Source organism: Spirosoma fluminis, from assembly GCF_054778895.1.
In genome coordinates this window covers 244,079-270,000 of record NZ_BAAGZD010000002.1, presented here as the reverse complement: position 1 = coordinate 270,000, position 25,922 = coordinate 244,079, and the positions used below count along the sequence as shown (strand labels likewise).

The window sequence follows — 25,922 nt, the reverse complement described above, 5'->3', positions numbered from 1 at the left end:
TGCTGAAAAACGTCAGTTCAAACCGGTTCTGCTTTTCGCACAAACTGATAACTACGATTCATTATTCATCGTCTCGAACTGCAATTTAACCAAGTTTGCATAGATGCCGTCTTCCTGGCCCGCCAGTTCGTCGTGCGTACCGGTTTCGGCAATCTGCCCTTCCCGAATAACGTAGATCGTATCGACTTTACGGATGGTAGCCAGTCGGTGGGCGATGATAATCGTAGTCCGGTTCTGCATCAACTCATCGAGGGCTTCCTGAACCAACCGCTCCGATTCCGCGTCGAGCGAGCTGGTAGCTTCGTCAAGGATCAGAATAGCGGGGTCTTTCAGAATGGCTCGGGCGATGGCAATTCGCTGGCGCTGCCCACCCGACAGTTTAACGCCACGTTCACCCACAACGGTCTGTAACCCGTCGGGGAATGACTCGATAAATTGCAGCGCGTTGGCTTTGCGGGCCGCTTCGCGTACCTCAGCTTCACTGGCGCCGGGCTTGCCATACTGGATGTTCTCCAGAATGGTACCACCAAACAACATAACTTCCTGGGGAACAATCGCAATATTTCTCCGAAGTTCTGTTACGTTAAATCCTGACAGATCGCGGCCATCTACCGTAATCTGACCGTTGTACATGGGATAATACCGCATCAGCAGCTGCACGATGGTCGATTTGCCAGCTCCGCTCTGACCCACCAGCGCGATTTTTCGTCCGGCCGCTACGTTGAGCGAGATACCTTTCAGGACCGGTACATCGGGGCGCGAGGGATACGAGAACTGAACATCCGTAAACTGAACGTGGCCGTGGACGGGCACAAACAAGGGTAACTCTTCGCCGGCGTTAACTTCCGACGACTCCCCCAAAATTTCGAGAATGCGTTCGGACGCACCCACCGTCTTTTGCAGTTGAGCATACAGATCACCCATACCGGCTACGGAGCCCCCGATAAACGTGGTATAGACGATAAAAGTCAACAGATCGGGGAAGGACATTTCGTTCGACAAGACCAGCGAACCCCCATACCATACAACCCCGATAATACCGCCAAAAAGCGCAAAAATGACGAAGGAAACGAACACGCCCCGGAACTTAGCGGCTCGTAGGGCTGTATTGACAACCCGCTGCAGGGCGGTTCCGTAGCGATTAATTTCCAGCCGCTCGTTGGTAAACGCTTTCACTACGTTCACTGATTGCAGCGTTTCTTCGACTACTACGTTTGCCTGCGCTAACAAATCCTGCGCCTGCTTTGACAGCCTGCGGATGAACCGCCCAAAAAACATAGCGGCCACGATGATGAGCGGAAACGTAGCGAGCATGAACAAGGTCAGCTTCCACGATACGTAAAAAATAATGGCGGTGCCGATCGTGAGCGTCGCTACCTGCCGGAATAATTCAGCCAGGGTCAGGGTCAGTACATCCTGCAGCTGCGAAACGTCGGCGGATATACGACTGGTGAGCTCACCAACGCGCCGTTGCTCAAAAAACGGAATGGGGAGCGTAATGATCTTGCTGTACGTGGCCCGGCGTACGTCGGCCATGGCCCGCTCACTTACCTGCGAAAAAAAGTAGATCCGGAAGAAGGAGAAAATGGCCTGGGCAATCAGTACACCCACAAAAAACAACGTAACCTGATTCAGCGTGAACGCCGACTTCCCCTGAATAACGCTCGTAATCTGCCCAATCAGCAAACCGAAGCTCATGGTTGTTCCCGTCGAAAACACCAGGAATACAAACCCAGCGGCATACTGCCACCGATACGGCTTGACAAACCGGAAGATGCTCATGGCCTTTTTCAGACCATCCCGGTTTAATGCTTTTTTATCTTCTTTGCTGGCTTCATCGCCAGAACTCCTACCTCGCTTTGCCATTCTGAATGGATGTTCTCAATCGTACTAGTCTGCTCCTGTATTGTCGCGATACCTCAAAAAATATTGTCTCTCGTACGAAGACACGGATTACAAATCGTCTTTCTGACCTTTGTACCCGGACTGTTCGAATATCTGCCGGGCGTCCGCATTGCGCATCAGGTCGGCAATGCTGACTGAACTGTGCTCATCGTGATATAAAGCAACAATCCGCCAGCCTACCCAGCGTCCGATGGCCCCTGGGCAACCCTGGCCAATCTCCGCCGTGAAAGGCCGTTCATTCAAATATCGCTGTTTTATAGCAGGATTCGTTTGATATAACAATTGATTATCAATAAAATGCCCCCAGACAATATCCTGCGCGTTAAACGTTTCGGTCAGCTGCTTGTCTGAGTAACCGATAATAAGACTGTCAGGAACCTCATCTTTAGCTAACATCGACCGGGTGAACACATAGCCTTTTCCGTAATACACCATATCGGCCAGCATAGTCTGGTCGGCACGGTTCGTAACATTGTATTTGTCGGATATACCAAACACAACCGCCGGGACGATGTACTCTTTCTGGTATCGGCGGAGGATGTATTGCGGAAACGTCGGTCCCTGCGGGCGATACTTCGCTTTAGGACCCGCAAAATAATCGAGTCCAATAATGATGAGACTATCAGTAACGACCAGATCAGGACCTGAAAATCCAGTGACAACCGTGGCAATTTTGGGCGATCGGAATTCCGGAAACTCTTTCTTAATATTGGTAAAGGCTTCAGAAAACTGGCTTTTCAAGTCGGCCATATCGCCAAATTCAGCCTGAACCTGCTGGTTTAGTTCGTTTAATGCTGAATTATCGATCCGGTTGGTCAATTCGCGCACCAGGGCCGTATCATTTCCGGCTCCGTTCGCGTTAAAGTACAATTGAGCGACAGACGGATTCTGATTCAGAAACGCCTGGATAGCACTGGGAGACTTAGCCGCGAAAAGTTGTTGATCGAGCCGAACCAGGGCTACATCTTCTTTTTCTGTGCACGAGGCCAGTAAAAAAGCACAAAAAAGCCCGAGTAGGGCCGACCGTAGTAGCATGAAAATCACAGGTTTTCTATATAGAAAACAGACAAAATTATGAAAAAAGTTGCAGGGTTGGGGCTAATTATGGCCATACTGACAACGCTCTCTGGCTGGGCGCAGTCATCGTCGCCCGCGCTGTATAAGCTACGAACGAAAGAATCGAACGTAACGGAGAAACGATTCCGAAAAATATTGGGCGACAATTACGATGGTCAGGATCAGAACCGTCGTGATTACGATGACGACCGGAAACGCCGTCGCCGTCGGCAGAGTACTGAGTCTAACAGTGAAACAGGCCCTGATTATGCCCGGCCGAATCACCTCATCGAAATGAGCATTCGGTTTGCGCCTTCGCTGGACGTTAATACTGCCCAAGGCACGGGTAGTTATGTCGGGTTCCGGGACAATGGCGCAGGCGTGCGGATGAGCGTTGGCCCAACGCTTGATTACTTTTTCTTTAAAGATCAGTACGCGTTCAGCACGGGACTCTGGTATACCATCAAGCGCTCGGGCTTTCAGATGCCGGGTTCCTTTGGCAGCACGCGCTGGAACCCCGGTGCACCCGAGAAAGAATCCCTCTACAACCTGCAATACCTGCAACTCCCGGCTACGGTGAAACTATTTGCCAACAACATCGCTCCGGGTATTCGGCTATACGTCCAAACGGGTGGACTGCTCAGTTTAAAATTAGCCGAACGGGCGCTCCAGCAGGAACGTAACGGATTATACATGGCCGAAAGCGGGGGCGACCGCCGTCAGTACAGCTTTGGCGATATTGAGTTACTACTCGGCACCGGCATCCAGTATAAAATTAACCAGACCAATGCCTTCAACTTAGGAGTGAGTTACCAGCGGGGACTGATGAACGTAGCGCGGGGCAGCCAGTTGGTATCTAAAAATCGGGTTGTTTCGTTAGACTTAGGGTTTAAGTTTTAATGAATACGTAACGAGAACGGCTGGTATTTCCAGTCTCATGTATCGCTCTTCCTCAAATGCTGAACGGCCTTCGACTTCTGTTCCTGTTCGTTCTGCTTCCTGCTTTAGGGAGTGGACAACCGGGCATAACGGGCCTGGGTAAGCTGCGCATCGGTATTACGACCTCAGATTCGTTAAATCTAACCGTTTTTAAGAAAGAAGAACAGTCGTACGTGAAAGGAACGCTGGCCTTACCCTGCGATCATATCCAGACGTTCACCTCGCCAAAGGTTGAGGCTGACGGAACGACGATAACGAACGTTGTGCTGTACTTCTATGACAACAAACTGTTCCGAATTTCCTGCGATTATACCAATGCGTTAAAAGAGGCTTTTGGGGCGCAGTACAAGGCCGGTACCCACACACCAGCAACTACATTTCAGCTTTGTGCAACGGCGAATCGGTCGCTCGTGGCCTCTGCTGAAACCTGGACAAACGCGGATATAATTGCGTTGGTCGTCTATAAAAAAGGCTACAACGCCAGTTGTGAACCAGAAGACGGTGCTACGTTGACGATACTCAGTCTGGATGCTTCAGATTTGTCCTCCGAATGTGCACTGCGGAATAGTGATCCCCTCACGGACGAGTATATCGACGCTTTGAAGTAATACGAAGTGGTTCAGACTCCGCCATCGGGCTGTAAACATCGTCTGGATTAACGGCGCGGGTTGATTGGTTATAATTCGATAATAGGCCGGTAACATGGGGGTAACACAATTGTATTCTCTTTGCAGTCGAAAATTTTTTTACAATCTGCTGCATGAAGAAGTATTTACTTTCCAGTATGCTGGTGCTTTTCTTGGTGTGTTTTGGCCTTCTTGAAACGCTGGCTCAAACCACTCAGGCATCTATATCGGGAATCGTTACCGAGAATAACAAAGGGCCACTGCCGGGGGCAACAGTTCAGGTCCGCAATGAGTCAACCGGCTTTACTACGGGAACCGTTACGAATGTTCTGGGCGAATATTTATTCAAGGAGCTGCCTTTAGGCGGACCTTACACCATACGCGTTACGTTCGTGGGCCTGGGCGAACAAAAACGAACGGGTTATGCACTCAACCAGGGCGATGCCATCCGGATAAACCTAAACATGGAAGAAGGCGGTCAAACCCTTGAAGTGGTACAGGTTGTGGCTTCCGGACTGAAAAATAAAATCGAAAATCTGGGGGCTGCCACGGCTGTTTCGGCCAAATCCATCGCTTCGCTGCCCGTCAACGGCCGGAACTTTACGTCGTTAACGGACCTGTCGCCCTTGAGCCGGGGAGGCAACCTGTCGGGCCAGCTTGGCTCGTCGACCAACTACACCATTGACGGGATGACCGCCAAGAATCCAACCTCGGCCGGGGCAACTACGAGCCGGAGCGGGGCTCCGTATTCCATCTCTATCGAAGCTGTTCGGGAGTTTAAGGTGATCACCAACCAGTATGACGTTGTGTATGGACGTAGTGGTGGAGGTATCGTTAGCGCCGTTACGAAGGCGGGTACGAACAAACTGAGCGGAAGTATTTTCAACTACACCCGTGCTAACTGGTTATCGAGCCAATACGATATTCGGGGAAACAAACGCAACAATCCGTTCTCAACGAACCAGTTCGGCTTTTCGCTGGGCGGACCTATCATCAAAGATAAGCTGCACTTTTTTGTGGTGTGGGACCACCAGCAGGATTCGCGTCCGCTGATTATTGCCGATGTGCAAACGCCCACTGACGAAAGCCGATTTAACGTGACCAGAACCACGCTGGATCAGTTTGTGAACATTGCCCGTACGAAATACGGAGTTGCCAATACGCCCCAGTACGGTACGTTCGACAAGAACCGAGGCTCCGATGCTGCGTTTGCCCGGATCGACTGGCAAATCAATCCCAAAAATCTGTTGACTATCCGCAACAACTTCACCAGCGACCGGAACAAGCTGGGGTTGGAGGATAATACGTCGATCAACATCTATGAATCGTACGGCAATGACTTCAACTGGGACAACAGCTTTCTGGCTACCCTGCGCTCGTCGCTGAATCCGCGCGTTACCAACGAGTTGAAACTTCAGCACTTGTATACGTATCAGAAAAGCAGTCCGGGCGATCAGCTGCCCTCGGCGAATATTCCGCGGGCAATCGTTGAAAATGTTGTGTCGACGGTGGATGGAGCCAATCGCTCAACCAATATTCAGATGGGTGGCCACCGCTTCGCGCAGGAAGGATTCAAAAACAACGTCCTGCAACTGGTTAATAATCTGTATTACAACACCGATAAAGCGCAGTTTACCTTTGGCGTAGACCTGATGTACACCAATGCATGGTCGGTCTACGGGAGTGAAGTAAACGGCCGCTTCCACTACACCGTTGATGGTAACCTGACAGCTCTCGACAAGTTCGATCGGCTGCAGCCTTACCGCTACTACCGCGAGGTGCCGCTGATGGATGACTGGAGCGTGCGCGGTAAGACCTGGAACGCGGGCGCTTACGGCCAGATGAGTACCCGACTGGCACCGGGCTTAGACATGACGGCTGGTCTACGCTTCGACTACGCGCATTACCCAACGGCTCCGTTCAATCAAGTAGTATTTGACGAGCTTAAATTGCGTACCGATAATAAGCTGAAATCATTCATTGCCCAGCCCCGGCTGCAGCTTACCTGGGATATCAATGATCAGCGTCGGGACATCGTTCGGTTTGGGGCCGGAATTTTCGCTTCCGATATAAACAACTATGCCATCATTAATAACCTCACGTTTGACGGAAAGCACCTGGCTACGGTAGACGTACGCGGAGCCGCCGTACCAACGCCTGATTTTGCGGCTTACCGCGCGAACTATGCGAGCATCCCAGGTTTGGCAGCTTATCAATTACCTACGATCAACTTAACCGGAACCGATGCCCGCGTACCGGTGATGTATAAAGCCAATATTTCCTATACGCGGTACGTAACGGACAAGCTGCGCGTGAGTCTGGCTGGATTCATGACGCTCGGACGTAATAACTATATGTACGTTGACCGGAACATGGTAACTGATCCATTCTTTAGACTGGCGAACGAAGATAATCGGGGTGTGTATGTCCCCCTCAATTCAATGCCCGCCAACGGGTCGGGTGACTGGTTGCAGGGACGGATCAGCCAGAAACTGGGTCGGGTGCTGGAGCTGAACAGCAAAGGAAAAGTCAACCAGTTTGCGTTTGTGGCCGATGCTACGTATCAGTATTTCAAAGACGGTGAATTTACGGCCAGCTATACCTACAACGACACAAAGGATAATACCTCCTACAACGGGAACGTAGCAAACACGGCCACACTGTCGCTGCCGGTAAAAGATGATCCGCGCAATCTGAGCCGAATGTCCTATTCCGACAACCAGTTCCGGCACAAGGTCGTCTTCTATGGTACGTTGCCTTCGTTCTATGGTATTACGGTGGGCGTTCGGTATTCGGGCATTGGGGGCACCCGCTACTCGCTACTGTCCGGAGCAAACAGTAATGCCGACTTCGTGGCGGGTACAAACGATCTGGCCTTTATTTTTGACCGAACCAGCGAGACCACGCCAGCCAACGTAAAAACCGGCCTTCAGGCTATTCTGGATAATCCGAATGCCAGTCAGAGCATTAAAGACTATATTCTCAAATACGGGGGCCAGATGGCGGAGCGAAATGGCGGCATCAACGGCTTCTACGGCATATTCGACGTACGCGCCAGCAAGCGGTTCCGAATTTATAAAAGCCACAGCATCGACGTATCCGCCGACATATTCAATTTTGCGAACTTCCTGAATAAGAGCTGGGGGGTAAACAAGTCGCTGGGCAACCAGGCCTTGTACGCGTTAGGTATTCCCCGGACCAGCACGTCGCCAGCGGTTGACGGCTTCGACAAGACGAACCAACGGTTTGTGTACCGGGTCAATACGGCGGGGGTAGTTACGCCATCCGGTAACCCTTATCAGGTTCAGCTAGGCGCTCGGTATAGCTTCTAAAAGGGGACAATGTAAGTAAAGAAACAAGTAAGCTGACTTAATGTACAGTTGACATTATGGGTTCTATTGATGAGGCTCTCCCGCATCAACAGCACCCATGATGTTTAAGCCACCAAATTCAAATGCGTAAAACGTTAGGACTTCTATCGCTGCTGCTGTGGTCACAGCAACTGATTGCTCAAAGCCAGCTTGACAAGCAGGGGCACCGGGGCTGCCGGGGACTGATGCCGGAAAATACCATTCCGGCCATGAAAAAAGCCCTTGATCTGGGCGTTAAAACGCTGGAACTGGACGTAGTAATCTCGCAGGATAAGCAGGTTGTCGTGTCGCATGACACGTACATGGCGACTGATATATCGCTGAAACCCGACGGAATGCCGGTTACTGCCGACGAGCAAAAGACTATTAACCTATATAAGCTGACGTATGCCGATATTAAGAAGTTCGACGTAGGCAGCAAACCGCATCCGCAGTTTGGGCAGCAGCAAAAGTTGCGGGCCTATAAGCCGCTACTGGCTGAACTGATCGATTCGGTTGACGCCTATGCAAAAGCAAAAGGGATGCCGTTGCCCATGTACAATATTGAGATAAAGTGCAGTCCGCAGACGGATGGCATGTATCACCCCGCTCCGCAGGAGTTTGTTGATCGGGTGCTTGCCATCACTCAGAAGAAGCTGGGCAGCAAGCGGTACAACATTCAATCGTTTGACGTACGGCCCTTACAACTTATTCATAAGCAGGCACCCGACGTGCCGCTGGCGTATCTGACGATGAACGGAAAAACGCTGGCCGACAACCTGGCTACATTAGGCTTTACGCCGTATGCATACAGTCCGTATTACAAAACGGTTACTAGCGAAACCGTAAAGGCTTCGCACGCGGGGGGGATGCTGATTATTCCCTGGACGGTAAATACAAAACCCGAGATTGACAGCCTGATCGCGTTAGGGGTAGACGGTATTATTACCGATTATCCTAACCTGTTTCAATAGTGAAACAACAGCCTGCCTGATAAAGAAGAAAAGGTAAGCTACGGGCTTACCTTTCTTTTTGACCGGTTACTCAATGAATTACAATTATTTTGCCCTCTAATTCAATGATTAATAGGTACATATTCTATTTGATTAGGGTGGATAATGTGTTGATTTACAATAGTGTGTTTCCTTGTCTACTGCATTGGGCGACTAAATGACCGATTAATAAGTGACTCGCTAGGCAGTTTGATAGCCAATACGAATCAACGTTAATTTGTCCCCAGTTAAACACAAATCAATTGTACCACAATGAAAAAATTTCACTTCTCATTTTTGTTAGTTCTCGGTTTATTAGCCGGAACTCAATCGTTTGCCCAGTTGGCCGTTGATAAGGGCACCAAGTTTATAAACCTCGGTATCGGCGTAGGTGGTTATGGTTACTACACAGGTAGCAGCGGCATTGCTTTCACCGCAGCTGCTGACTTCGGTGTGACCAAAAACATTACTGTAGGGGCAGTGGCCGGTTACAGAAGCTACGGAAGCGTAGGTACCTACAAATATAATTCGTTCGACATTGGTGCACGCGGTTCATACCACTTCAACGAATTACTGAACTTATCTACCGATAAAGCTGATTTGTATGCTGGTTTAGGCCTTTCTTACTTCTCGTTCTCGTATGGTGGTTACCTCGACAACTACGGTGCCGTCTACGTGCCGATCCACCTTGGTGGCCGTTACTTCTTCAGCGATAATGTCGGTGGATTTGCCGAATTAGGATCTAGCCTTTCTACACTCAAAATCGGGGTTACCTTCAAGCTGGGTCAATAGTCAGTAAATACCTTTAGGAAATATACATGCAAAACGCCCCATCTGATTCAGATGGGGCGTTTTGCATGTATGGCTAGTGTCAGCGGTTATTTTTCGGCTACTTCCCGCAGGCTTCGGACGCCCATATTCCACAGAATGAAGGAGTAGATATCGGCGGTTGTCTCGATGTTTTTTTTGGTGTTGCTGGCTCCATGTCCCGAGTTGGTATCGATACGGATCAATACCGGGTTCTGGCCTTTATACACATCCTGCAACGTAGCCGCGTACTTAAACGAGTGGGCTGGCACAACCCGGTCGTCATGATCGGCGGTGGTGATCAGCGTTGCCGGATAATCGATTCCTGCTTTCAGGTTATGCAGGGGCGAATACGCATGAAGCGCCTTGAACTCATCGGCATTATCGCTGCTGCCGTAATCGGCAATCCAGTTCCAGCCAATGGTAAACTTGTGAAACCGCAGCATATCCATAACCCCTACTTGTGGAATGGCGACGCGGAATAGATCGGGCCGCTGGTTCATGACGGCTCCTACGAGCAAACCGCCATTTGAGCCACCCTGAACGGCCAGTTTCGCCGGGCTGGTGTATTTCTGCGCAATCAGGTATTCAGCAGCTGCAATAAAGTCATCGAATACGTTCTGCTTCTTGAGTTTCATGCCCTGCTCGTGCCATTTTTCACCGTATTCGCTGCCTCCCCGCAGATTGGCCTGCGCATACACGCCCCCCTGCTCCAGAAATGGAATCCGGAATGGACTAAAGGCAGGTGGTAAACTAACGTTGAATCCGCCATATCCATACAGTAGGGTAGGATTAGTACCATCCAGTTTGAGTCCTTTCCGATACGTTAGGAACATCGGTACTTTCGTTCCGTCTTTACTTGTATAGAATACTTGCTTCGTTTCGTAGTCGGTCGGCTTAAAATCAACTTCTGGTGCCCGGAACACGCTACTTTTCCGGGTAGCAATATCGTAGCGGTAGATGGTCGGCGGGAAGGTAAACGAGGTGAACGTATAGAACACAAACTTGTCGTCTTTCTCGCCCCCGAATCCGCCAGCTGAGCCGATGGCAGGCAGTTGAATTTCGTTTTCCAGCTTACCAGCGTAATCATACACCTGCACCTGCGACGCTACGTCTTTCGAGTATTCAACGAAGAGTTTTTTGCCAGCTGCACTAACGCCACCTTCAGTGATGGGCTCAGGCCGTTCAGCAATCAACGTAGTGAAGGCTTCCTTTTTGGTATCGAAGGCAACAACTTTGCTGTTTGGGGCTTTCTCATTGGTTAAAATCAGAAGCCGGTCGCCATCATTGTCGACAACGCCGTAGCTGAAATCCGTTACGTCGGCTACCACGGGCCTAAACGTTTTTTGCCCGCCTTGCGCATCCATAAAGAATAAGGCGTTCCCGTCTTTCCCCTGACCGCGGTCACTGATGGACAACAGCGCAAAGCGTTCGTCGTCGGTTGTGCTCACAATATGGAAGCGCTGCGGATTTTTTGCGTCTTCGTACACAAGCCGGTCTGCCGACTGTGGGGTATTCAGCTTGTGATAAAAAACCTGGTGGTTCTCATTTTTAGCGGCCAGTGCGCTTCCTTCGGGCTTAGGATACCGGCTGTAATAAAACCCGTCGCCCTGCCAGGCTGCGCCCGATACTTTAACCCACTCGATTTTTTCGGGCAGATACTGCTTGGTGGCGAGGTCCATGATCTGGTATTCCTGCCAGTCTGATCCACCTTTTGAGAGGCCAACAACGGCGTGTTTACCGTCTTTGGACAACGAGAATGCTCCCAGCCGAGTTGTACCGTCAGCCGATAGCTTGTTCGGGTCGATCACCAGTTCCGGCTTGCCATCAAGGCCCTTCTGGCGGTATAAAACGGCTTGATTCTGCAAGCCATCGTTTTTGGAGAAGTAAAACCAATCTCCTTTCCGGCTGGGCGCTGAGTACTTCGGGTAATTATAAACCTGTTCAAGCCGGGTTTGTAATTGTTTGCGGTACGGAATCTGCGCCAGGTAGTCAAACGTAACCTTGTTCTCAGCTTTGACCCAGTCCGCGGTTTCGGCTGAACGGTCATCTTCGAGCCAGCGATAAGGGTCAGCGACCTGAGTGCCGTGGTACGTATCAGCCTGATCGGTTTTACGCGCTTTGGGGTAGTTGAACGGACCCCCGGTTTGGGCCATTGCTACAGACGAACTCAACATAAGGAGCAGTCGGATTGAGTTAGAAACATGCATGAGACTAAGCGTTGAAGAAGAATATAGACGCAATCAGTTTACTAAGCTAGCGCTTTAGTAGGTAGAAATGAGAAGTTTATTCCAGATTATATGGCCAGCCGATAAAGAACCAACGAAAACTCAGATGAGCAGTTCCTGACGAGGGCCAACACGGGGAATCAGCCCCTGCGAGTCGTTACGTAAAAGCATCTCGAACAGCAGCACCGTTGCGGCTGCATCACCCTGGGCTCGGTGGCGGCCGTTAAGTGGTATTTCAAGCGAGCGGCAGAGCTTTCCCAGGCTATAGGAAGGGTGACCCGGAATTAGTTTACGGCTCATACGAACGGTACAAAGCGTTCGGCGCAGGAAGTCGTGCCCCAGCCAGTTTAATTCTTTCTTGATAAAATTGAAGTCGAAACTGACGTTGTGCGCCACAAAAATAGCGTCCTGGGTTATGTCTATCACCTGGGCTGCTACGTCGGCAAAGGTAGGGGCATCGGCCACCATCTCATCCGTAATTCCGGTCAGTTGGCGAATAAAAGGCGGAATTGAACAGCCAGGATTGAGCAGAGAGTGGAACGAATCGACAACCTGCTGGCCGTCGTGGCGAAAAATGGCAATTTCGGTCAGGCGCGTTGCTCCCTTTATGCCTCCCGTAGTTTCAACGTCAATTATACAATACACAAAAGCACGGTTATCTGTAGCGAATAAACAGAGGTGGCTAAGCAATGAGTTCGGCTACACCTTATTTTATGATAAAAGCGGAAAAGCTTGTCGCTATACCTGATTACTGGAGAGACGCTTGTAAAGAGCGGGCTTTAATCGGTTGTACGTCGCGGCCGGGCCGGGCCACAACGCCTTGCCGAATGAGCCCAAGCGTATAATCGAGTACGTAATCGCGGTTCCGGAGCAGGTCTTCATAACTGCGGGTAACCGTAAAATCAGGCTCGACCGTAAATCCGTTTGCCCGATCGGCCGTAACGGCATGGGTCAGTTTTTTGAGCGGAATACGAACCTGAATTCGTGAATTGGGTAAGGTGACAGTTTTAAAATGGCCCGCGAAATCCCCCCAATACGCACTACCACTGGCCTCGCCAACGAACGTACCCATACCGGCATCCAGCGTCTTGGCCAGAACCGATGTCGTTGCCGAGAACGACGCGCCATTGACTAGGAAATAAATATTGCCCTTAAACGCGTTGTTGTGCTTCGGCCGATAACGCCGACGCGCTGAACGACTCGCGAAACCACCCGCGTTGGTAGATTTATACTGGAGGCTAAAGTTGATAGCTGATATCGGGTTCCAACGCGTAACCAGTTCGGCACGGGCGGCCCGTTTCATCTCTTCATGCTCCATGATGGTAAACGGTTTAGGCATCCAGTAACGCAGCAGCCGGGCCGAATTCAGTACAACGCCACCGCCGTTCCCCTGCATGTCAATCACCAGGTTTTGTACGTTCTCGCTGCGTAGTTGCTTAAACGCCTTTTTCAACCTCCGGTTAAACGCCAGTTGAAAAGGGTCTGTCTTCTTCGGACCCATAAACGAGGCTACTCGTAACACGGCCGTATGCGTAAGTGAATCAACGATCCGCACCGATACATTGGGGCGATGGTCAATTTCGGACTGGTATCGGCGGTGCATCATCGTGCGGAATCCCGCCAGGTTAGGGCAAGCCAGGCGTGCTTGGCGAACGGTTGTATCGCCGGGGAGCCGATAGGTGATGCGAACCGAATCCGCCGACCCGTACCAGGCTGCATAATAGTCAGCAAATTGGACAAGGCTCCACTGGCGACGGCCCGTTACGTTATCCCCATCAGAGCCCGAGTGGTCTGACTTCATCAACTCGTCGTGCATATCGCCAACGCTACGTCCGTTGATGGTCAGCAGTTCCGTTCCCCGGTGCAGACTCGTATCCGCCGATACGTTGTGGCTGATGTAGTATTGATCTCCGACGGGCCGGATGTAAAACGGTATGTACCGGGTTTGTTTGTTAATAAAGCTCTTCCGGTGATTCAGATTCGTATGCCCGTCTTTTATGGCGGTGATGAGAGGGCTAACGTGACGGAAGAACGATAAATAGTCGACTGGAGCCGTCAGACAATTGTATAGTGAGTCGTAAAGCTGCTCCATCCGTGGCTGTGGGGTGTAATAGCCCATGCCAGGATGCAGCAAGTCGAGCTTGCGTTTGAGATAGCTTAAGTCAGTACGAGCTTGTTCAGGAGTAAGGGGTTGGGCGGGAGCGATCAGGTTACATAGTCCGATCAGCAAACCCGAACACAATAGAATTCGGCCAATCTTCATCATTCAACGTCACGGTGTTCACCCGCTTTAGCAAGCGGGACTCTATTTGTTCTGTGAAGATAAGATTTGGCGCAACTATTATCAATAGGAATTGTTTGAAACCCTATTAAATTTTGTTTGTGATGAATGGGCGCTTATTAGTTATAAACAAATAACTTATTCTTTTTCAGGGCTGTTGACGCACGTAGCTACCATTTGAACAAACAAAATTTAACAGGGCATTACGTATAAAATACAAGTTTACAGCACGTAGAACGCGAGCTACTCATCTTTCCGATGGGGAACTATTGTCCAGTGCTTAACGCCAGGTTTGTGGTCTGCAATAATATCGGCCGCCACATCCTCCAGATTTTCCTCGTTTGTGATAAAGAAAAGACTCTCCGGATGATCGCCTTCCTGAGTGATGCGTACCTCATAATATTCATTGTGGTGTTCGATAGCGTGTTTCTCGACGAGTTGATATTGGGCCATAGCTATAGAATAGTTAGGCCTAAATAACCCAATTTAGAGCAGTATGGTTATTTAGGTACGTAATTAAGAGGTCAGATTTTTATTGCTTCTGACAACTCCTGAACAGATTCCAAAGGGTCAGCGACCGGGAGATACATTAAACAGGGGTCGGGTTTACTGCTGCCAGCTTCCATGACTTTTAAGAAATCAGCCTTATCTTTCACAGCTCTCCATTACGTAGTAAACGGGTTCGCTAAAAAACCACGCTGTTGAGCAGGTCCAGCATCGAGTGGATAAAGTTGGCTATCCTGCGCATAATTGGCGGCTATTTAGAAATTTACGCCAAGCACTTTCCTGATTGACAAACGTTTCGTACCTTTGCGGTCTTATTTTGGAAGGAGATACGAGGTGAACGTATTACGCGCATACGACATTAATATTATAGGCTTGGAAAACAAGCGCTATGAATACGACTTTACGTCGGACGATGCGTTTTTTGCGGCTCTGGAGCAGGATCTGATCGAAAAGGGGAACGTGCACACGCATCTGATTCTCGATAAGTCTGAAACCATGATCCGGCTGGATTTTCACATCACCGGTACAGTCGAACAGACTTGTGATCGCAGCCTCGATTGTTATGATGAACCAGTCGATACCCTACAGCGTATGCTGTTAAAATTCGGTGATCATAACGAAGAGTTAAGCGATGAAATTGAGCTTATCGAACGAGGAACGGCGACCATCAACGTTGCCCGGTACGTATTCGAGTTTCTGAGTTTATCCTTGCCCATGAAGCGTCTCCACCCGCGCTTTCGGGATGAAGAGGATGCCGACGATGACGTAAACGGTAAATTAATTTACCGTTCGGACCCTGAACCAGACGACGAAAACACTGACCAGCCAGCCGTTGATCCACGCTGGGCCGCTTTGCGCAAATTGAGTGATAATTAATAGAGAGCCGTCTTAGTTTCAGATAATTCTATAGATTCTAAGAAGGTATACGAGTGACCAGAATCATCAAAAACTGACAACTGTAAACCAAAAACGATATATTTAGCTATGGCACACCCCAAACGGCGCCACTCGAGCACCCGGCGCGATAAGCGCAGAACGCATTACAAGGCATCCGCTGTAACGTTGTCAACCGACGCCCAAACCGGCGAAGTTCACGAGCGTCACCACGCCCACGTTTTTGAAGGTAATCTGTTCTATAAAGGGCAAATGATTGTCGAGAATTACGCCAAAACGGCCTAATTATCATTGATTTATAAAAAGTATTTCACCGACGTCTTGTTGAAGATGAACGTGAAATACTTTTTTATTGCCCACTACCTCCCTATTTTTACGCGTATTTTTTAGTAACCCCGTTAAGCGGGGAGGTGTTGAACAACTAGAGTCAATGAAGATTGCAGTGGACGCAATGGGGGGTGATTTCGCTCCCGACGCAATTGTGAAAGGAGTTGTAATGGCCGCTGCTGAATTGCCGCAAGGCATAACTATCGTGCTGATTGGCAGGCAGTCCATTGTGCAGGAGTTAGTTCGTCAGTACGCTGCTGAAGCGATAGCCAATATTGAATTGGTTAACGCTGAGGATGTTATTGACATGAGTGAGCACCCAACCAAAGCGCTCTCTCAGAAGCCCAATTCCAGCATCGGAGTTGGGTTTAAACTTTTGAAGGATGGGCAGGTGAATGCGTTTTGCAGTGCTGGCAACACGGGTGCCATGCACGTAGGTGCTCTTTTCAGTATTAAAGCCATTGAGGGCGTGATACGTCCTTGTATAGCGGGGTTTGTCCCGCAAATTACCGGCGGTCATGCCGTAATGCTCGACATTGGCGCTAATGCCGACTGTAAGCCCGAAATGTTAGCCCAATTCGGCGAGGTCGGCTCAATCTACGCTCAATACATCTTTGGGATCGAACGGCCCCGGGTTGCTCTGATGAACATTGGTTCTGAGGAGCAGAAAGGATCGTTGGTTGCGCAGGCAGCTCATCAGCTGCTGAAGGATAACCGGCGCATTAATTTTATCGGTAATATCGAAGGTGGCGATTTCTTTGCGGGTAAAACCGATGTAATTGTTACCGACGGTTTTACGGGTAATACCATGTTTAAACTGGGAGAGTCGTTTTATACGGTAGCCTCTGAGCGAGGTATATCGGATGAATTCCTGGATAAAACGAATTACGAGTCGGTGGGCGGTAGTCCGATACTAGGCGTTAATGGTAACGTAATCATCGCCCATGGTATATCGTCGCCGATTGCGATAAAAAACATGATTAATCTGGCAATTCGGCAAGTTGAGTCGGATGCTTATATCAAGATTGCACAGGCCCTCGCTTAAGCGAGGGTTCCCGTGTTTAACTGACAGTGTGCTGTTAAGCACCTATACCACCGATTTATGAGTAAAGCTGCCATTACTGGAATTCACGGCTACGTGCCTGACTACGTGCTGACTAACGCTGAGTTAGAGCGCATGGTAGATACGAACGACGAATGGATAACCACCCGAACGGGCATAAAGGAACGGCATATTCTAAAAGGCGAGGGGATGGGGTCGTCGCACATGGGCGCTAAGGCGGTGGCTGGCTTACTTGAGAAAACAAACACTAAGCCTGAAGAGGTCGATCTCCTTATCTGCGCCACTACAACGCCAGACTACGTATTCCCATGTACGGCTAACCTGATCTGCGATATGGTTGGCATCCGGAACGTAGGCAGTTTCGATATACAGGCCGCCTGCTCGGGATTTCTATACGCTTTAACCGTGGGGTCGCAATTTATCGAAAGCGGCAAGTATCAGAAAGTGATTGTTGTTGGTGCCGATAAAATGTCGGCTATTGTCGACTACACCGACCGAACAACCTGTGTGCTGTTTGGCGATGGGGCCGGTGCGGTGCTCCTCGAACCGAATGCTGAAGGAGTAGGTATATTGGATTCGATTATTCGCTCGGACGGAGTTGGTCAGAATCACCTGTTCCAGAAAGCAGGCGGAAGCCGTTATCCACCTACGCACGAAACCGTTGAGAAGCGGTGGCACTACGTGTATCAGGACGGTCCCTCGGTGTTTAAGTTTGCCGTAAAGAACATGGCTGACGTATCGGCTGAAATCATGGAGCGGAATCACCTCTCCGGCGCGGATGTTGCCTGGCTGGTGCCGCACCAGGCCAATAAACGGATCATCGACGCTACCGCAAACCGCATGGGTATCGAATCCGATAAAGTAATGATGAATATTCACAAATACGGAAATACGACCGCGGCTACAATTCCTCTGTGCCTGTTTGATTACGAGCCGCAGCTGAAAAAAGGCGATAACTTAGTGCTGGCTGCTTTTGGGGGCGGGTTTACCTGGGGAGCCGCCTACGTGAAGTGGGCGTATTAATACGTAGTCATGTATAGATATTGCTGTCGTTGATGGACACTATAAGCGATCAAAACAAGCAATATTACACATGACAATCAATGACAACAAATTTACCATAACGCATGGCAACGACAGCAGACATCCGGAACGGACTAGTCATTAACTTCAACAACGACCTTTTTCAGATCACAGAATTTCAGCATGTTAAGCCGGGTAAAGGTGCCGCTTTCGTGCGCACGAAATTAAAAAGTCTGACCACGGGCCGGGTAATTGATAATACCTTCAACTCGGGCGTAACAATTTATCCGGTTCGGGTAGAACGTCGGAAGTTTCAATACCTTTATAAAGACGAAGCTGGCTATAACTTTATGGACCAGGAATCGTTTGATCAAATTAACATTGATGAGAAACTCGTTGAAGGCGCTGATCTCATGAAAGAAGGGCAGGAGGTCGAAATTCTTATCAATGCGGAGAGTGAAGTTCCTTTGTCGTGTGAGTTGCCGCCATTTGTTGAACTAGAGGTAACTTATGCTGAGCCAGGAATCAAAGGTGATACGGCCAACAGCCCGAAGAAGCGGGTTGAAGTTGAATCAGGGGCAAAGATTATGGTGCCGCTTTTCATTGATTCCGGCGAAAAAATTCGGGTAGACACCCGCACACGCGAGTACGTTGAACGAGTGAAATAAATCTGAGAAGTGAGAAGTAGGAATCGATTGGTTTCCAGTTTCTCGTTTCTCGCTCCTAATACATGGATACAAAAGACATACAACAACTCATTGACTTCATCTCGCAGTCGGGTTTGGATGAGGTAAACATCGAGACCAGCGATCTCAAGATCAGTGTCAAACGATACGGCGCAGGCGCACCTGCTGCTCCGACTCCGGTAGCTGCTGCGCCTGCGCCGGTTGCCTCAGTACCAGTAGCCTCTGCTCAGGCCGCTCCGGCTCAACCTGTTGCTTCCGCTCCAGCTCCCAAAGCGGATACGTCTAACTACATTACCATCAAGTCGCCGATGATCGGTACGTTCTACCGGTCGTCTAACCCCGATACGCCCTCGTTTGTGGAAGTGGGTGACAGCGTAACGGAGGGTAAGGTAGTCTGCATCATTGAAGCTATGAAGTTGTTCAACGAAATCGAGTCCGAAGTGTCGGGACGTATCGTTAAAGTGCTCGTCGAGAACGCTACGCCCGTAGAGTACGACCAGCCGCTGTTTTTAGTAGAACCCATTTAAATGAGCGGAAGAGTGAGTGAGTGAAAGAGCGATTTTATAACCGCACTCATTCACTCTTTCGCCTTTCACTCAATATGTTTAAAAAGATCCTTATTGCCAACCGGGGGGAGATTGCGTTACGTATTATCCGTACGTGTCGGGAGATGGGCATTAAAACGGTGGCTGTTTACTCAACAGCCGATCGGGATAGTCTACACGTGCGTTTTGCTGATGAAGCCGTCTGTATAGGGCCTCCGGTTAGCAAACAGTCATACTTAAGTATTCCGAGCATCATTTCGGCCGCTGAAGTGACAGGAGCTGACGCTATCCACCCAGGATACGGATTTTTGTCCGAGAACGCCGAATTCTCTCAGATCTGCGCGGATTACGGCATCAAGTTCATCGGAGCCACGGCCGAGCAGATTAACGGTATGGGCGATAAAGCCACGGCCAAAGCAACCATGCGGGCTGCGGGCGTGCCGGTCATTCCTGGTTCAGATGGCTTGCTGGAATCGGTGGAGCAAGGCAAAAGGCTTTCTGCCGAAATGGGCTATCCGGTCATTGTGAAGGCAACCGCCGGGGGCGGAGGTCGCGGTATGCGGATTATCCGCTCAGAAGGCGAATTCGAGAAAGCCTGGAACGACGCCCGGACCGAAGCCGGTGCTGCGTTCGGGAACGACGGCCTGTATCTGGAGAAGTTTGTTGAGGAACCGCGTCATATCGAGATTCAGATCGTTGGTGATCAATACGGGCGTGTGTGTCATTTGTCGGAACGGGACTGCTCTATTCAGCGTCGACACCAGAAACTGGTAGAAGAAACGCCGTCTCCAATCGTATCCCCGGAACTGCGCGAACAGATGGGCGAAGCGGCCATTAAAGGCGCACAGGCGATTGGCTACGAAGGCGCGGGCACGATTGAGTTCCTGGTCGACAAGCACGGGAAGTTCTACTTTATGGAGATGAACACCCGGATTCAGGTAGAGCACCCGATTACTGAAGAGGTAACCGACTTCGACCTGATTAAAGAGCAGATCAAAGTTGCTGCCGGAGCCGAAATTTCGGGACGTAACTATACGCCGAAGCTGTATGCGATGGAGTGCCGCATCAATGCCGAAGACCCGGCCAATGGATTCCGCCCGTCGCCCGGAAAGATTACGGTGCTGCATCTGCCCGGTGGACATGGCGTTCGGATAGATAGTCACGTATACGCAGGCTATACTATACCTCCGAATTACGATTCTATGATTGCCAAGCTGATTGTGTCGGGCCAGTCGCGCGAAGAAGTAATCACGCGGATGAAGCGAGCCTTGCAGGAGTTCGTGATTGAAGGAATAAAGACAACTATTCCTTTCCACATCAAGCTCATGGACGATCCTAAGTTTAAATCAGGTCAGTTCACAACGGCTTTCCTGGAAACGTTCGATTTCTCTACGTTGTAATACACGTAACAGATACATAACCCGCCATCCGTATCAATACGGATGGCGGGTTTTTTTGTGGCCGGAGCACGTCAATTCACTGGGTGATTGGTAAAAAAGGGTCTCTGTTTACTTTGGCTACCGTACACTACTGTAACAAAGTCCGCTCATGAACCACCTTGACACCGCCGACTACGTTGTTTTTTTATTGTATCTGATCATCGTGGTAGGCTATGGCTACTGGGTGTATCAGCGAAGGCGATCGGGCGAGGTTAACACCACGGAGTTTTTTTTGGCCGAGGGGTCATTGACCTGGTGGGCCATCGGGGCCTCCCTGATTGCTTCCAATATTTCGGCGGAGCATTTTATTGGGATGGCCGGTTCCGGATTTGCCATGGGCCTGGCTATTTCCTCTTACGAATGGATTGCTGCGGCTACCCTTGTCATTGTGGCGGTGTTTTTTATCCCTATCTATCTTAGGAACCACATTTACACCATGCCGCAGTTTCTGGCGCAGCGTTACAGCGATACCGTCAGCACCATTTTGGCGGTGTTCTGGCTGGTTGTGTACGTGCTGGTGAATTTAACCTCGATTCTTTATCTGGGTGCTATTGCCATCCAATCGCTGGCGGGTATTTCATTTACGGCCTGCACCATCGGGTTAGCTGTATTTGCCATTTTCATTACGTTGGGCGGAATGAAAGTGATTGGCTACACCGACGTAATCCAAGTGATTGTGTTGGTAATTGGTGGCCTGGTTGTTACGTATCTGGCGCTGCAATTAGTTGCCGAGCAAACCGGCACAGCAGGTGTCTGGAATGGGATGGTGGCCTTACGGAACCAGGCCGACAGCCACTTTCACATGTTTTTAGAGAAAGGACACCCTCATTATGACGCTCTTCCCGGTATGTCGCTGGTACTGGGGGGCATGTGGATCAACAACTTATCGTACTGGGGTTGCAACCAGTACATTGTCCAGCGCGCCTTAGGCGCTGACTTAAAAACAGCCCGTAGCGGCATTCTGTTTGCCGCTTTTCTGAAGCTGATGATTCCGTTGATTGTCGTGATTCCAGGTATTGCCGCCTTTGTGCTGTACCAAAGTGGGCCGTTCCGCGAAGCGATGACCGACGCGTCGGGTATAGTGAAGCCCGACCACGCGTATCCAGTGTTGATGAATCTGCTGCCGAAAGGCATGAAAGGGCTTGCCTTTGCCGCTCTAACGGCGGCTGTGGTAGCGTCGCTGGCGGGCAAGTGCAACTCCATCTCGACCATCTTTACGCTTGATATCTATAAAAAATACGTTGACAAAAACGCGTCCGAGCAGAAACTAGTCAACGTTGGGCGCTGGGCCGTACTGGTTTCATTTGCCATCGCTATTGTGCTGGCCCCGATGCTTCAATCGTTCGATCAGGTGTATCAGTACATTCAGGAGTATACAAATTTTATTACCCCGGGCGTGTTTGCTATTTTTCTGCTGGGTTTTTTCTGGAAACGAGCCACCAACCGGGCCGCTTTAACGGTAGCGATTCTGACCATTCCGCTATCGACGTTATTAAAGTTCTGGCCTGATGTTGTCAGCATGTTGGGTGGTTCGGCTGATCCGATCCCGTTTTTGCATCGGACTACCTGGGTGTTTTGCATCGACGTAGCGCTCATGGTAGGCGTATCGCTGACCGATTCCATTAAAGTGAAAGGCTTAATAATAGACACCCGAATGTTCCGGGTATCCCCTTCATTCGTTACGGGGTCGGCCGTTATTTTTGGCATATTAGCCGTGTTATACTCTATTTTCTGGTGAGCCGGTGGTTCTGGTTTTCGCCGGATTCTGTTGCGTTTAAAAACAAATTCCGCCATCAATCCGTTGGCTGTTAAAATTTTAGCTACGTTTACGCTTTAAAAAGGATCGCTCGTGTCATGACTGCTTTCAACGAAACCCAGCAAAACCCGCTCGCTAGCCTCGAACAATGGGAAGATGACCTTTTAATCCGTTATCCAGAGCCCGAACACAAGGCAAAAGAGGAATACCGGAATTACGATAACCCGGAACGCGACACCGTTCGCGAATTCTACCGGCTAAACCATACGTATCAGACATACGACTTTGTGCTGAACAAAGAGAAGGAGTTTCTTACGTTCAACAAGAAAGAGCTGCCAGTTTGGGGCGCAATGGAGTTCCTGAATACGCTCGTTGACGATTCCGATCCGGATACTGATCTCGACCAGCTTCAGCACCTGCTGCAAACGGCCGAAGCCATTCGGGCCGATGGCCACCCGGACTGGTTCGTGCTGACCGGCTTTTTGCACGACATGGGCAAAGTGCTGTGCTTGTTCGGCGAGCCACAATGGGCCGTGGTGGGCGATACGTTCCCGGTAGGCTGCAAGCATTCGGATAAGATCGTTTATCCCGAATACTTTGTCAACAACCCCGATGCGCACGATGAGCGGTACAACACGAAGTACGGCGTGTACGAGCCAAACTGCGGATTACGTAACGTGCACATGTCCTGGGGTCATGACGAGTATCTCTATCAAATCACGAAAAACTACCTGCCGGAGCCTGCTCTGTACATGATCCGGTACCACTCGTTCTATTCGCAGCACCGGGAAGAGGCTTATGATCACCTGATGGACGATCATGATCGGGAAATGTTCAACTGGGTACGGAAATTCAACCCATACGATCTGTATTCGAAAAGCCCGAAACCGCCCGTTGTGAGCGAGCTAAAGCCGTATTATGAAGAGTTGATCGCTAAATACTTACCGGCAACCATTCGTTTGTAAGCCGTACTCAGCAAGCTAGTGCAGCCAACCAACTACGCTAGCTTGCTACAAATAAAAGGTTTGACCGTCGCCACCCCTTCCCGGTCATAATGCTTCTTTTCTTCATTGCTCTCTACTTAGTATCGAACGTAGCGGTCGGGGCCTGGGCGGCCCGCCGGGTAACCACCTCGCAGGATTTTGTCTTGGCGGGTCGGCGATTGCCATTGGTGCTGGCTGCATCGGTAACCTTCGCTACCTGGTTCGGCTCGGAAACTATTATGGGAGCACCCGCCATGTTTATCGAGGGCGGAGTTCCGGCGATTATTGAAGAACCGTTTGGATCGGCCCTCTGCTTGTTTTTGGTGGGCGCCTTTTTTGCCAGACCACTGTACCGGCTTAACATCACTACGTTCTGCGACTACTTTCGAATCCGGTTCGGGCGTTCGGCGGAACTGCTATCAGCCGTGATGATCATTCCTTCCTACTTTAGCTGGATTGCGGCCCAGTTAGTGGCAATCGGTATTGTCTTGAGCGTCGTGACGGATATTCCCCGCGAGTACTGTATTCTGTTCAGCGCTACTGTAGTCATGGCTTACACCCTATTAGGGGGCATGTGGTCTATTTCCGTCACCGATTTCTTCCATAACCTGATTATTGTGCTTGCGCTGGCTGTGCTGGCCGTGCTGCTCTGGAATCAGGTGGGCGGCTGGGAAACCATTCAGCGACGAACACCAGCGGGCTTTTTCCATTTTTTTCCGAACCCAACGTTTAAAGACTGGGTCGAATACGTAGCCGCCTGGTTTACCATTGGTTTAGGCTCTATTCCACAGCAGGATATTTTTCAGCGGGTAATGGCAGCTAAAACGGAAGATACATCCGTACGGGCCTCGTACCTGGCTTCGGGGCTGTACCTTACCGTAGCGATGCTGCCCTTGTTCATTGCCCTGAGTGCGAAATTACTTCATCCGAATCTGCCTAAAGACAATCAACTCATCATTCCGAATATGGTGATGCAGCATGGGAGTTTGCCGCTCCAAGTCCTGTTCTTTGGGGCCGTTACGTCAGCTATCCTCAGCGTATCGAGCGGGGCGATTCTGGCACCGGCTACTGTTTTCGGGGAGAACATCGTTAAATTTTTTCGGCCGAACCTGAGCGATCAGGAGTTGCTGAAGACCATTCGCTGGGCAATCGTCGTCATTACGGTTATCTGCGTCTGGATGAGTACCGCCCGCGACACCAACATATTTGACCTTGTCGGTGAATCGTCGGCCTTTAGCCTGGTGTCGTTGTTCGTGCCCCTTACCGCGGGAATTTACTGGAAGCGGTCGAATCTACTGGGTTGCCTATGGTCAATGGGTGTGGGCCTGGTTGTGTGGTTAGGCTGTATCTGGGCCAGTACCGAATACTCGCCCATGATGTATGGGCTGCTCGCCAGTACCGTTGCCATGATTGCTGGTAGTCTGCTGGGTCGACCCAGACAACAGCCTGCGGTTACGGCCGAAGCTTAACCAAAATATTGTTGGGCGATCCGACCAACGTAGCCTAGATACGTAGCGCTCGTAAACCAGGGCTGAATCCGGGCTCCGATGTTTGGGTACATATTTAGCTTGTTCAGTTCAGAAACAGGTTTCCAAACGAGTTCTAAAGCGGTTGTCTCGGCCGGATTGAGCGTCGGTTCTCCCTGTACGTTACGCGTGGCAAACACGACGTGCAAAACATCGTCGTTACGTTCGGTTAACAGCATTTCCCCTGCCAGAATCATTTCGCCAACGTCTACCTGGACGCCAAGTTCTTCCTGAATTTCGCGACCAACGGTTTCGGATAACGTTTCCCCCCGGTCCGGGTTGCCACCGGGTAAGGCAAATACATTCTGACCGCCATATACGTAACGCATCAATAAAATTTCGGTTTGGTTGGCGTGCTGACGCCAGATAAGAGCAGAGGGGCGAACTTTCATAAGAGCAATATATAAAAAGCCATCTTCGGGAAAGAAGACGGCTTTTGAATAAACCGGGTGAGCTTTGCCGAAGATAGCGGCTAGTTCAGATCCCGTGTGGTTTCGAACAGGAACCAGGTACGCTGCTCGGTTTCGTCAATGAAATTTTCCAGGAGGCTAGCCGTTGCTACGTCCTGAGCGTCATCCGCAATCTGGTGTGCGTCGCGCATGTTTTTTGCCATCCGCTTATTCTCATTAACCAGATCGAGAAGCATATCTTTGGGTTCAACAAAGTCTTCGTCGTTGTCCTTCACGCGCTGCAGCTGAGCGACATGCGCTACTGACCGAATGGTAGTTCCGCCAATTTTACGGACGCGTTCCGCCAACGGATCAATGGTGGCAAAAATCTGGGCTGCCTGCTCATCGAGTAATAAATGATAATCCCGAAAGTGCCGACCGGATACGTGCCAGTGGTAATTTTTTGTTTTGATATACAAAGCAAACGCATCGGCAACCAGAGCGTTTAAGGCTTCGGCTACTTTCTCCCGTCCTTTTTCTTCTAAATCGGAGGGAGTATCCAGGGCTTCGATATGCTTAGTTACGTTCATGGGGCTACAG

Annotated in this window: 23 protein-coding genes; 15 read left to right on the top strand and 8 right to left on the bottom strand. The window is 50.2% G+C overall.

Annotated elements, in window-relative coordinates:
* Window positions 1-51 precede the first annotated feature (51 nt).
* Together ACYVBJ_RS01565 and ACYVBJ_RS01560 are read right to left on the bottom strand one after the other, a co-directional pair.
* A complete protein-coding gene (locus ACYVBJ_RS01565; RefSeq protein ID WP_460980544.1) occupies window positions 52-1,866 on the bottom strand; it encodes an ABC transporter ATP-binding protein in 1,815 nt (604 codons plus the stop codon).
* Window positions 1,867-1,953: 87 nt separating this feature from the next.
* Complete coding sequence (locus ACYVBJ_RS01560; protein WP_460980543.1) at window positions 1,954-2,940, bottom strand: gliding motility protein GldB-related protein; 987 nt, start codon at window positions 2,938-2,940, stop codon at window positions 1,954-1,956.
* Window positions 2,941-2,979: 39 nt separating this feature from the next.
* Here ACYVBJ_RS01560 and ACYVBJ_RS01555 point away from each other — a divergent pair, with 39 nt between their 5' ends.
* From ACYVBJ_RS01555 to ACYVBJ_RS01535, 5 genes are all read left to right on the top strand, one after another.
* Window positions 2,980-3,861, top strand: a complete 882-nt coding sequence (locus ACYVBJ_RS01555) for a porin family protein (RefSeq protein ID WP_460980542.1) — start codon at window positions 2,980-2,982, stop codon at window positions 3,859-3,861.
* Between the two features lie 56 nt (window positions 3,862-3,917).
* Window positions 3,918-4,508 carry a hypothetical protein gene (locus ACYVBJ_RS01550; RefSeq protein ID WP_460980541.1) on the top strand — a complete coding sequence of 197 codons (591 nt, stop codon included), beginning with the start codon at window positions 3,918-3,920 and terminating at the stop codon, window positions 4,506-4,508.
* A 152-nt stretch (window positions 4,509-4,660) separates the two neighbouring features.
* Window positions 4,661-7,858 carry a TonB-dependent receptor gene (locus ACYVBJ_RS01545; RefSeq protein ID WP_460980540.1) on the top strand — a complete coding sequence of 1,066 codons (3,198 nt, stop codon included), beginning with the start codon at window positions 4,661-4,663 and terminating at the stop codon, window positions 7,856-7,858.
* Window positions 7,859-7,980: 122 nt separating this feature from the next.
* Window positions 7,981-8,850 carry a glycerophosphodiester phosphodiesterase family protein gene (locus ACYVBJ_RS01540; protein ID WP_460980539.1) on the top strand — a complete coding sequence of 290 codons (870 nt, stop codon included), beginning with the start codon at window positions 7,981-7,983 and terminating at the stop codon, window positions 8,848-8,850.
* Window positions 8,851-9,141: 291 nt separating this feature from the next.
* Complete coding sequence (locus ACYVBJ_RS01535) at window positions 9,142-9,660, top strand: hypothetical protein (protein ID WP_460980538.1); 519 nt, start codon at window positions 9,142-9,144, stop codon at window positions 9,658-9,660.
* Window positions 9,661-9,746: 86 nt separating this feature from the next.
* Here ACYVBJ_RS01535 and ACYVBJ_RS01530 read toward each other — a convergent pair whose 3' ends face one another.
* From ACYVBJ_RS01530 to ACYVBJ_RS01515, 4 genes are all read right to left on the bottom strand, one after another.
* Entirely contained in the window at window positions 9,747-11,852 is a 2,106-nt protein-coding gene (locus ACYVBJ_RS01530) for a prolyl oligopeptidase family serine peptidase (RefSeq protein ID WP_460980630.1), read from the bottom strand.
* Window positions 11,853-12,005: 153 nt separating this feature from the next.
* Complete coding sequence (locus ACYVBJ_RS01525) at window positions 12,006-12,548, bottom strand: 3'-5' exonuclease (RefSeq protein ID WP_460980537.1); 543 nt, start codon at window positions 12,546-12,548, stop codon at window positions 12,006-12,008.
* Between the two features lie 103 nt (window positions 12,549-12,651).
* Window positions 12,652-14,166: a S41 family peptidase gene (locus ACYVBJ_RS01520; protein ID WP_460980629.1), complete on the bottom strand. Its 1,515-nt coding sequence runs from the start codon at window positions 14,164-14,166 to the stop codon at window positions 12,652-12,654.
* 261 nt (window positions 14,167-14,427) lie between these two features.
* The gene (locus ACYVBJ_RS01515; protein ID WP_460980536.1) at window positions 14,428-14,637 is read right to left on the bottom strand and encodes a hypothetical protein; all 210 of its coding nucleotides are present in this window, start codon (window positions 14,635-14,637) and stop codon (window positions 14,428-14,430) included.
* 387 nt (window positions 14,638-15,024) lie between these two features.
* On the opposite strand from ACYVBJ_RS01515, the gene ACYVBJ_RS01510 reads away from it, so the two are divergent.
* The 10 genes from ACYVBJ_RS01510 (at window position 15,025) to ACYVBJ_RS01465 (ending at window position 24,876) form a co-directional block, all read left to right on the top strand.
* The gene (locus ACYVBJ_RS01510; RefSeq protein ID WP_460980535.1) at window positions 15,025-15,567 is read left to right on the top strand and encodes a YceD family protein; all 543 of its coding nucleotides are present in this window, start codon (window positions 15,025-15,027) and stop codon (window positions 15,565-15,567) included.
* A gap of 108 nt (window positions 15,568-15,675) precedes the next feature.
* Window positions 15,676-15,870 carry a 50S ribosomal protein L32 gene (rpmF, locus tag ACYVBJ_RS01505; RefSeq protein WP_460976757.1) on the top strand — a complete coding sequence of 65 codons (195 nt, stop codon included), beginning with the start codon at window positions 15,676-15,678 and terminating at the stop codon, window positions 15,868-15,870.
* A 145-nt stretch (window positions 15,871-16,015) separates the two neighbouring features.
* Window positions 16,016-16,957 (top strand): phosphate acyltransferase PlsX, encoded by a 942-nt coding sequence (plsX, locus tag ACYVBJ_RS01500; protein WP_460980534.1) that lies wholly within the window; start codon window positions 16,016-16,018, stop codon window positions 16,955-16,957.
* 57 nt (window positions 16,958-17,014) lie between these two features.
* Entirely contained in the window at window positions 17,015-17,998 is a 984-nt protein-coding gene (locus ACYVBJ_RS01495; RefSeq protein WP_460980533.1) for a beta-ketoacyl-ACP synthase III, read from the top strand.
* 104 nt (window positions 17,999-18,102) lie between these two features.
* Window positions 18,103-18,666, top strand: a complete 564-nt coding sequence (gene efp, locus ACYVBJ_RS01490) for an elongation factor P (protein WP_460980532.1) — start codon at window positions 18,103-18,105, stop codon at window positions 18,664-18,666.
* Window positions 18,667-18,728: 62 nt separating this feature from the next.
* Complete coding sequence (gene accB / locus ACYVBJ_RS01485; RefSeq protein WP_460980531.1) at window positions 18,729-19,211, top strand: acetyl-CoA carboxylase biotin carboxyl carrier protein; 483 nt, start codon at window positions 18,729-18,731, stop codon at window positions 19,209-19,211.
* 74 nt (window positions 19,212-19,285) lie between these two features.
* Window positions 19,286-20,629 carry an acetyl-CoA carboxylase biotin carboxylase subunit gene (gene accC, locus ACYVBJ_RS01480; protein WP_460980530.1) on the top strand — a complete coding sequence of 448 codons (1,344 nt, stop codon included), beginning with the start codon at window positions 19,286-19,288 and terminating at the stop codon, window positions 20,627-20,629.
* A gap of 148 nt (window positions 20,630-20,777) precedes the next feature.
* A complete protein-coding gene (locus tag ACYVBJ_RS01475) occupies window positions 20,778-22,406 on the top strand; it encodes a sodium/sugar symporter (protein ID WP_460980529.1) in 1,629 nt (542 codons plus the stop codon).
* 116 nt (window positions 22,407-22,522) lie between these two features.
* Entirely contained in the window at window positions 22,523-23,389 is an 867-nt protein-coding gene (locus ACYVBJ_RS01470; protein WP_460980528.1) for an inositol oxygenase family protein, read from the top strand.
* A gap of 89 nt (window positions 23,390-23,478) precedes the next feature.
* A complete protein-coding gene (locus ACYVBJ_RS01465; RefSeq protein WP_460980527.1) occupies window positions 23,479-24,876 on the top strand; it encodes a high affinity choline transporter 1 in 1,398 nt (465 codons plus the stop codon).
* Here ACYVBJ_RS01465 and ACYVBJ_RS01460 read toward each other — a convergent pair.
* Together ACYVBJ_RS01460 and ACYVBJ_RS01455 are read right to left on the bottom strand one after the other, a co-directional pair.
* On the bottom strand, window positions 24,873-25,325 hold the full coding sequence (locus ACYVBJ_RS01460; RefSeq protein WP_460980526.1) for an NUDIX domain-containing protein: 453 nt from the start codon (window positions 25,323-25,325) through the stop codon (window positions 24,873-24,875). The two genes, ACYVBJ_RS01465 and ACYVBJ_RS01460, sit on opposite strands and share 4 nt — an antisense overlap.
* A gap of 80 nt (window positions 25,326-25,405) precedes the next feature.
* Entirely contained in the window at window positions 25,406-25,912 is a 507-nt protein-coding gene (locus tag ACYVBJ_RS01455) for a Dps family protein (protein WP_460980525.1), read from the bottom strand.
* Window positions 25,913-25,922 lie beyond the last annotated feature (10 nt).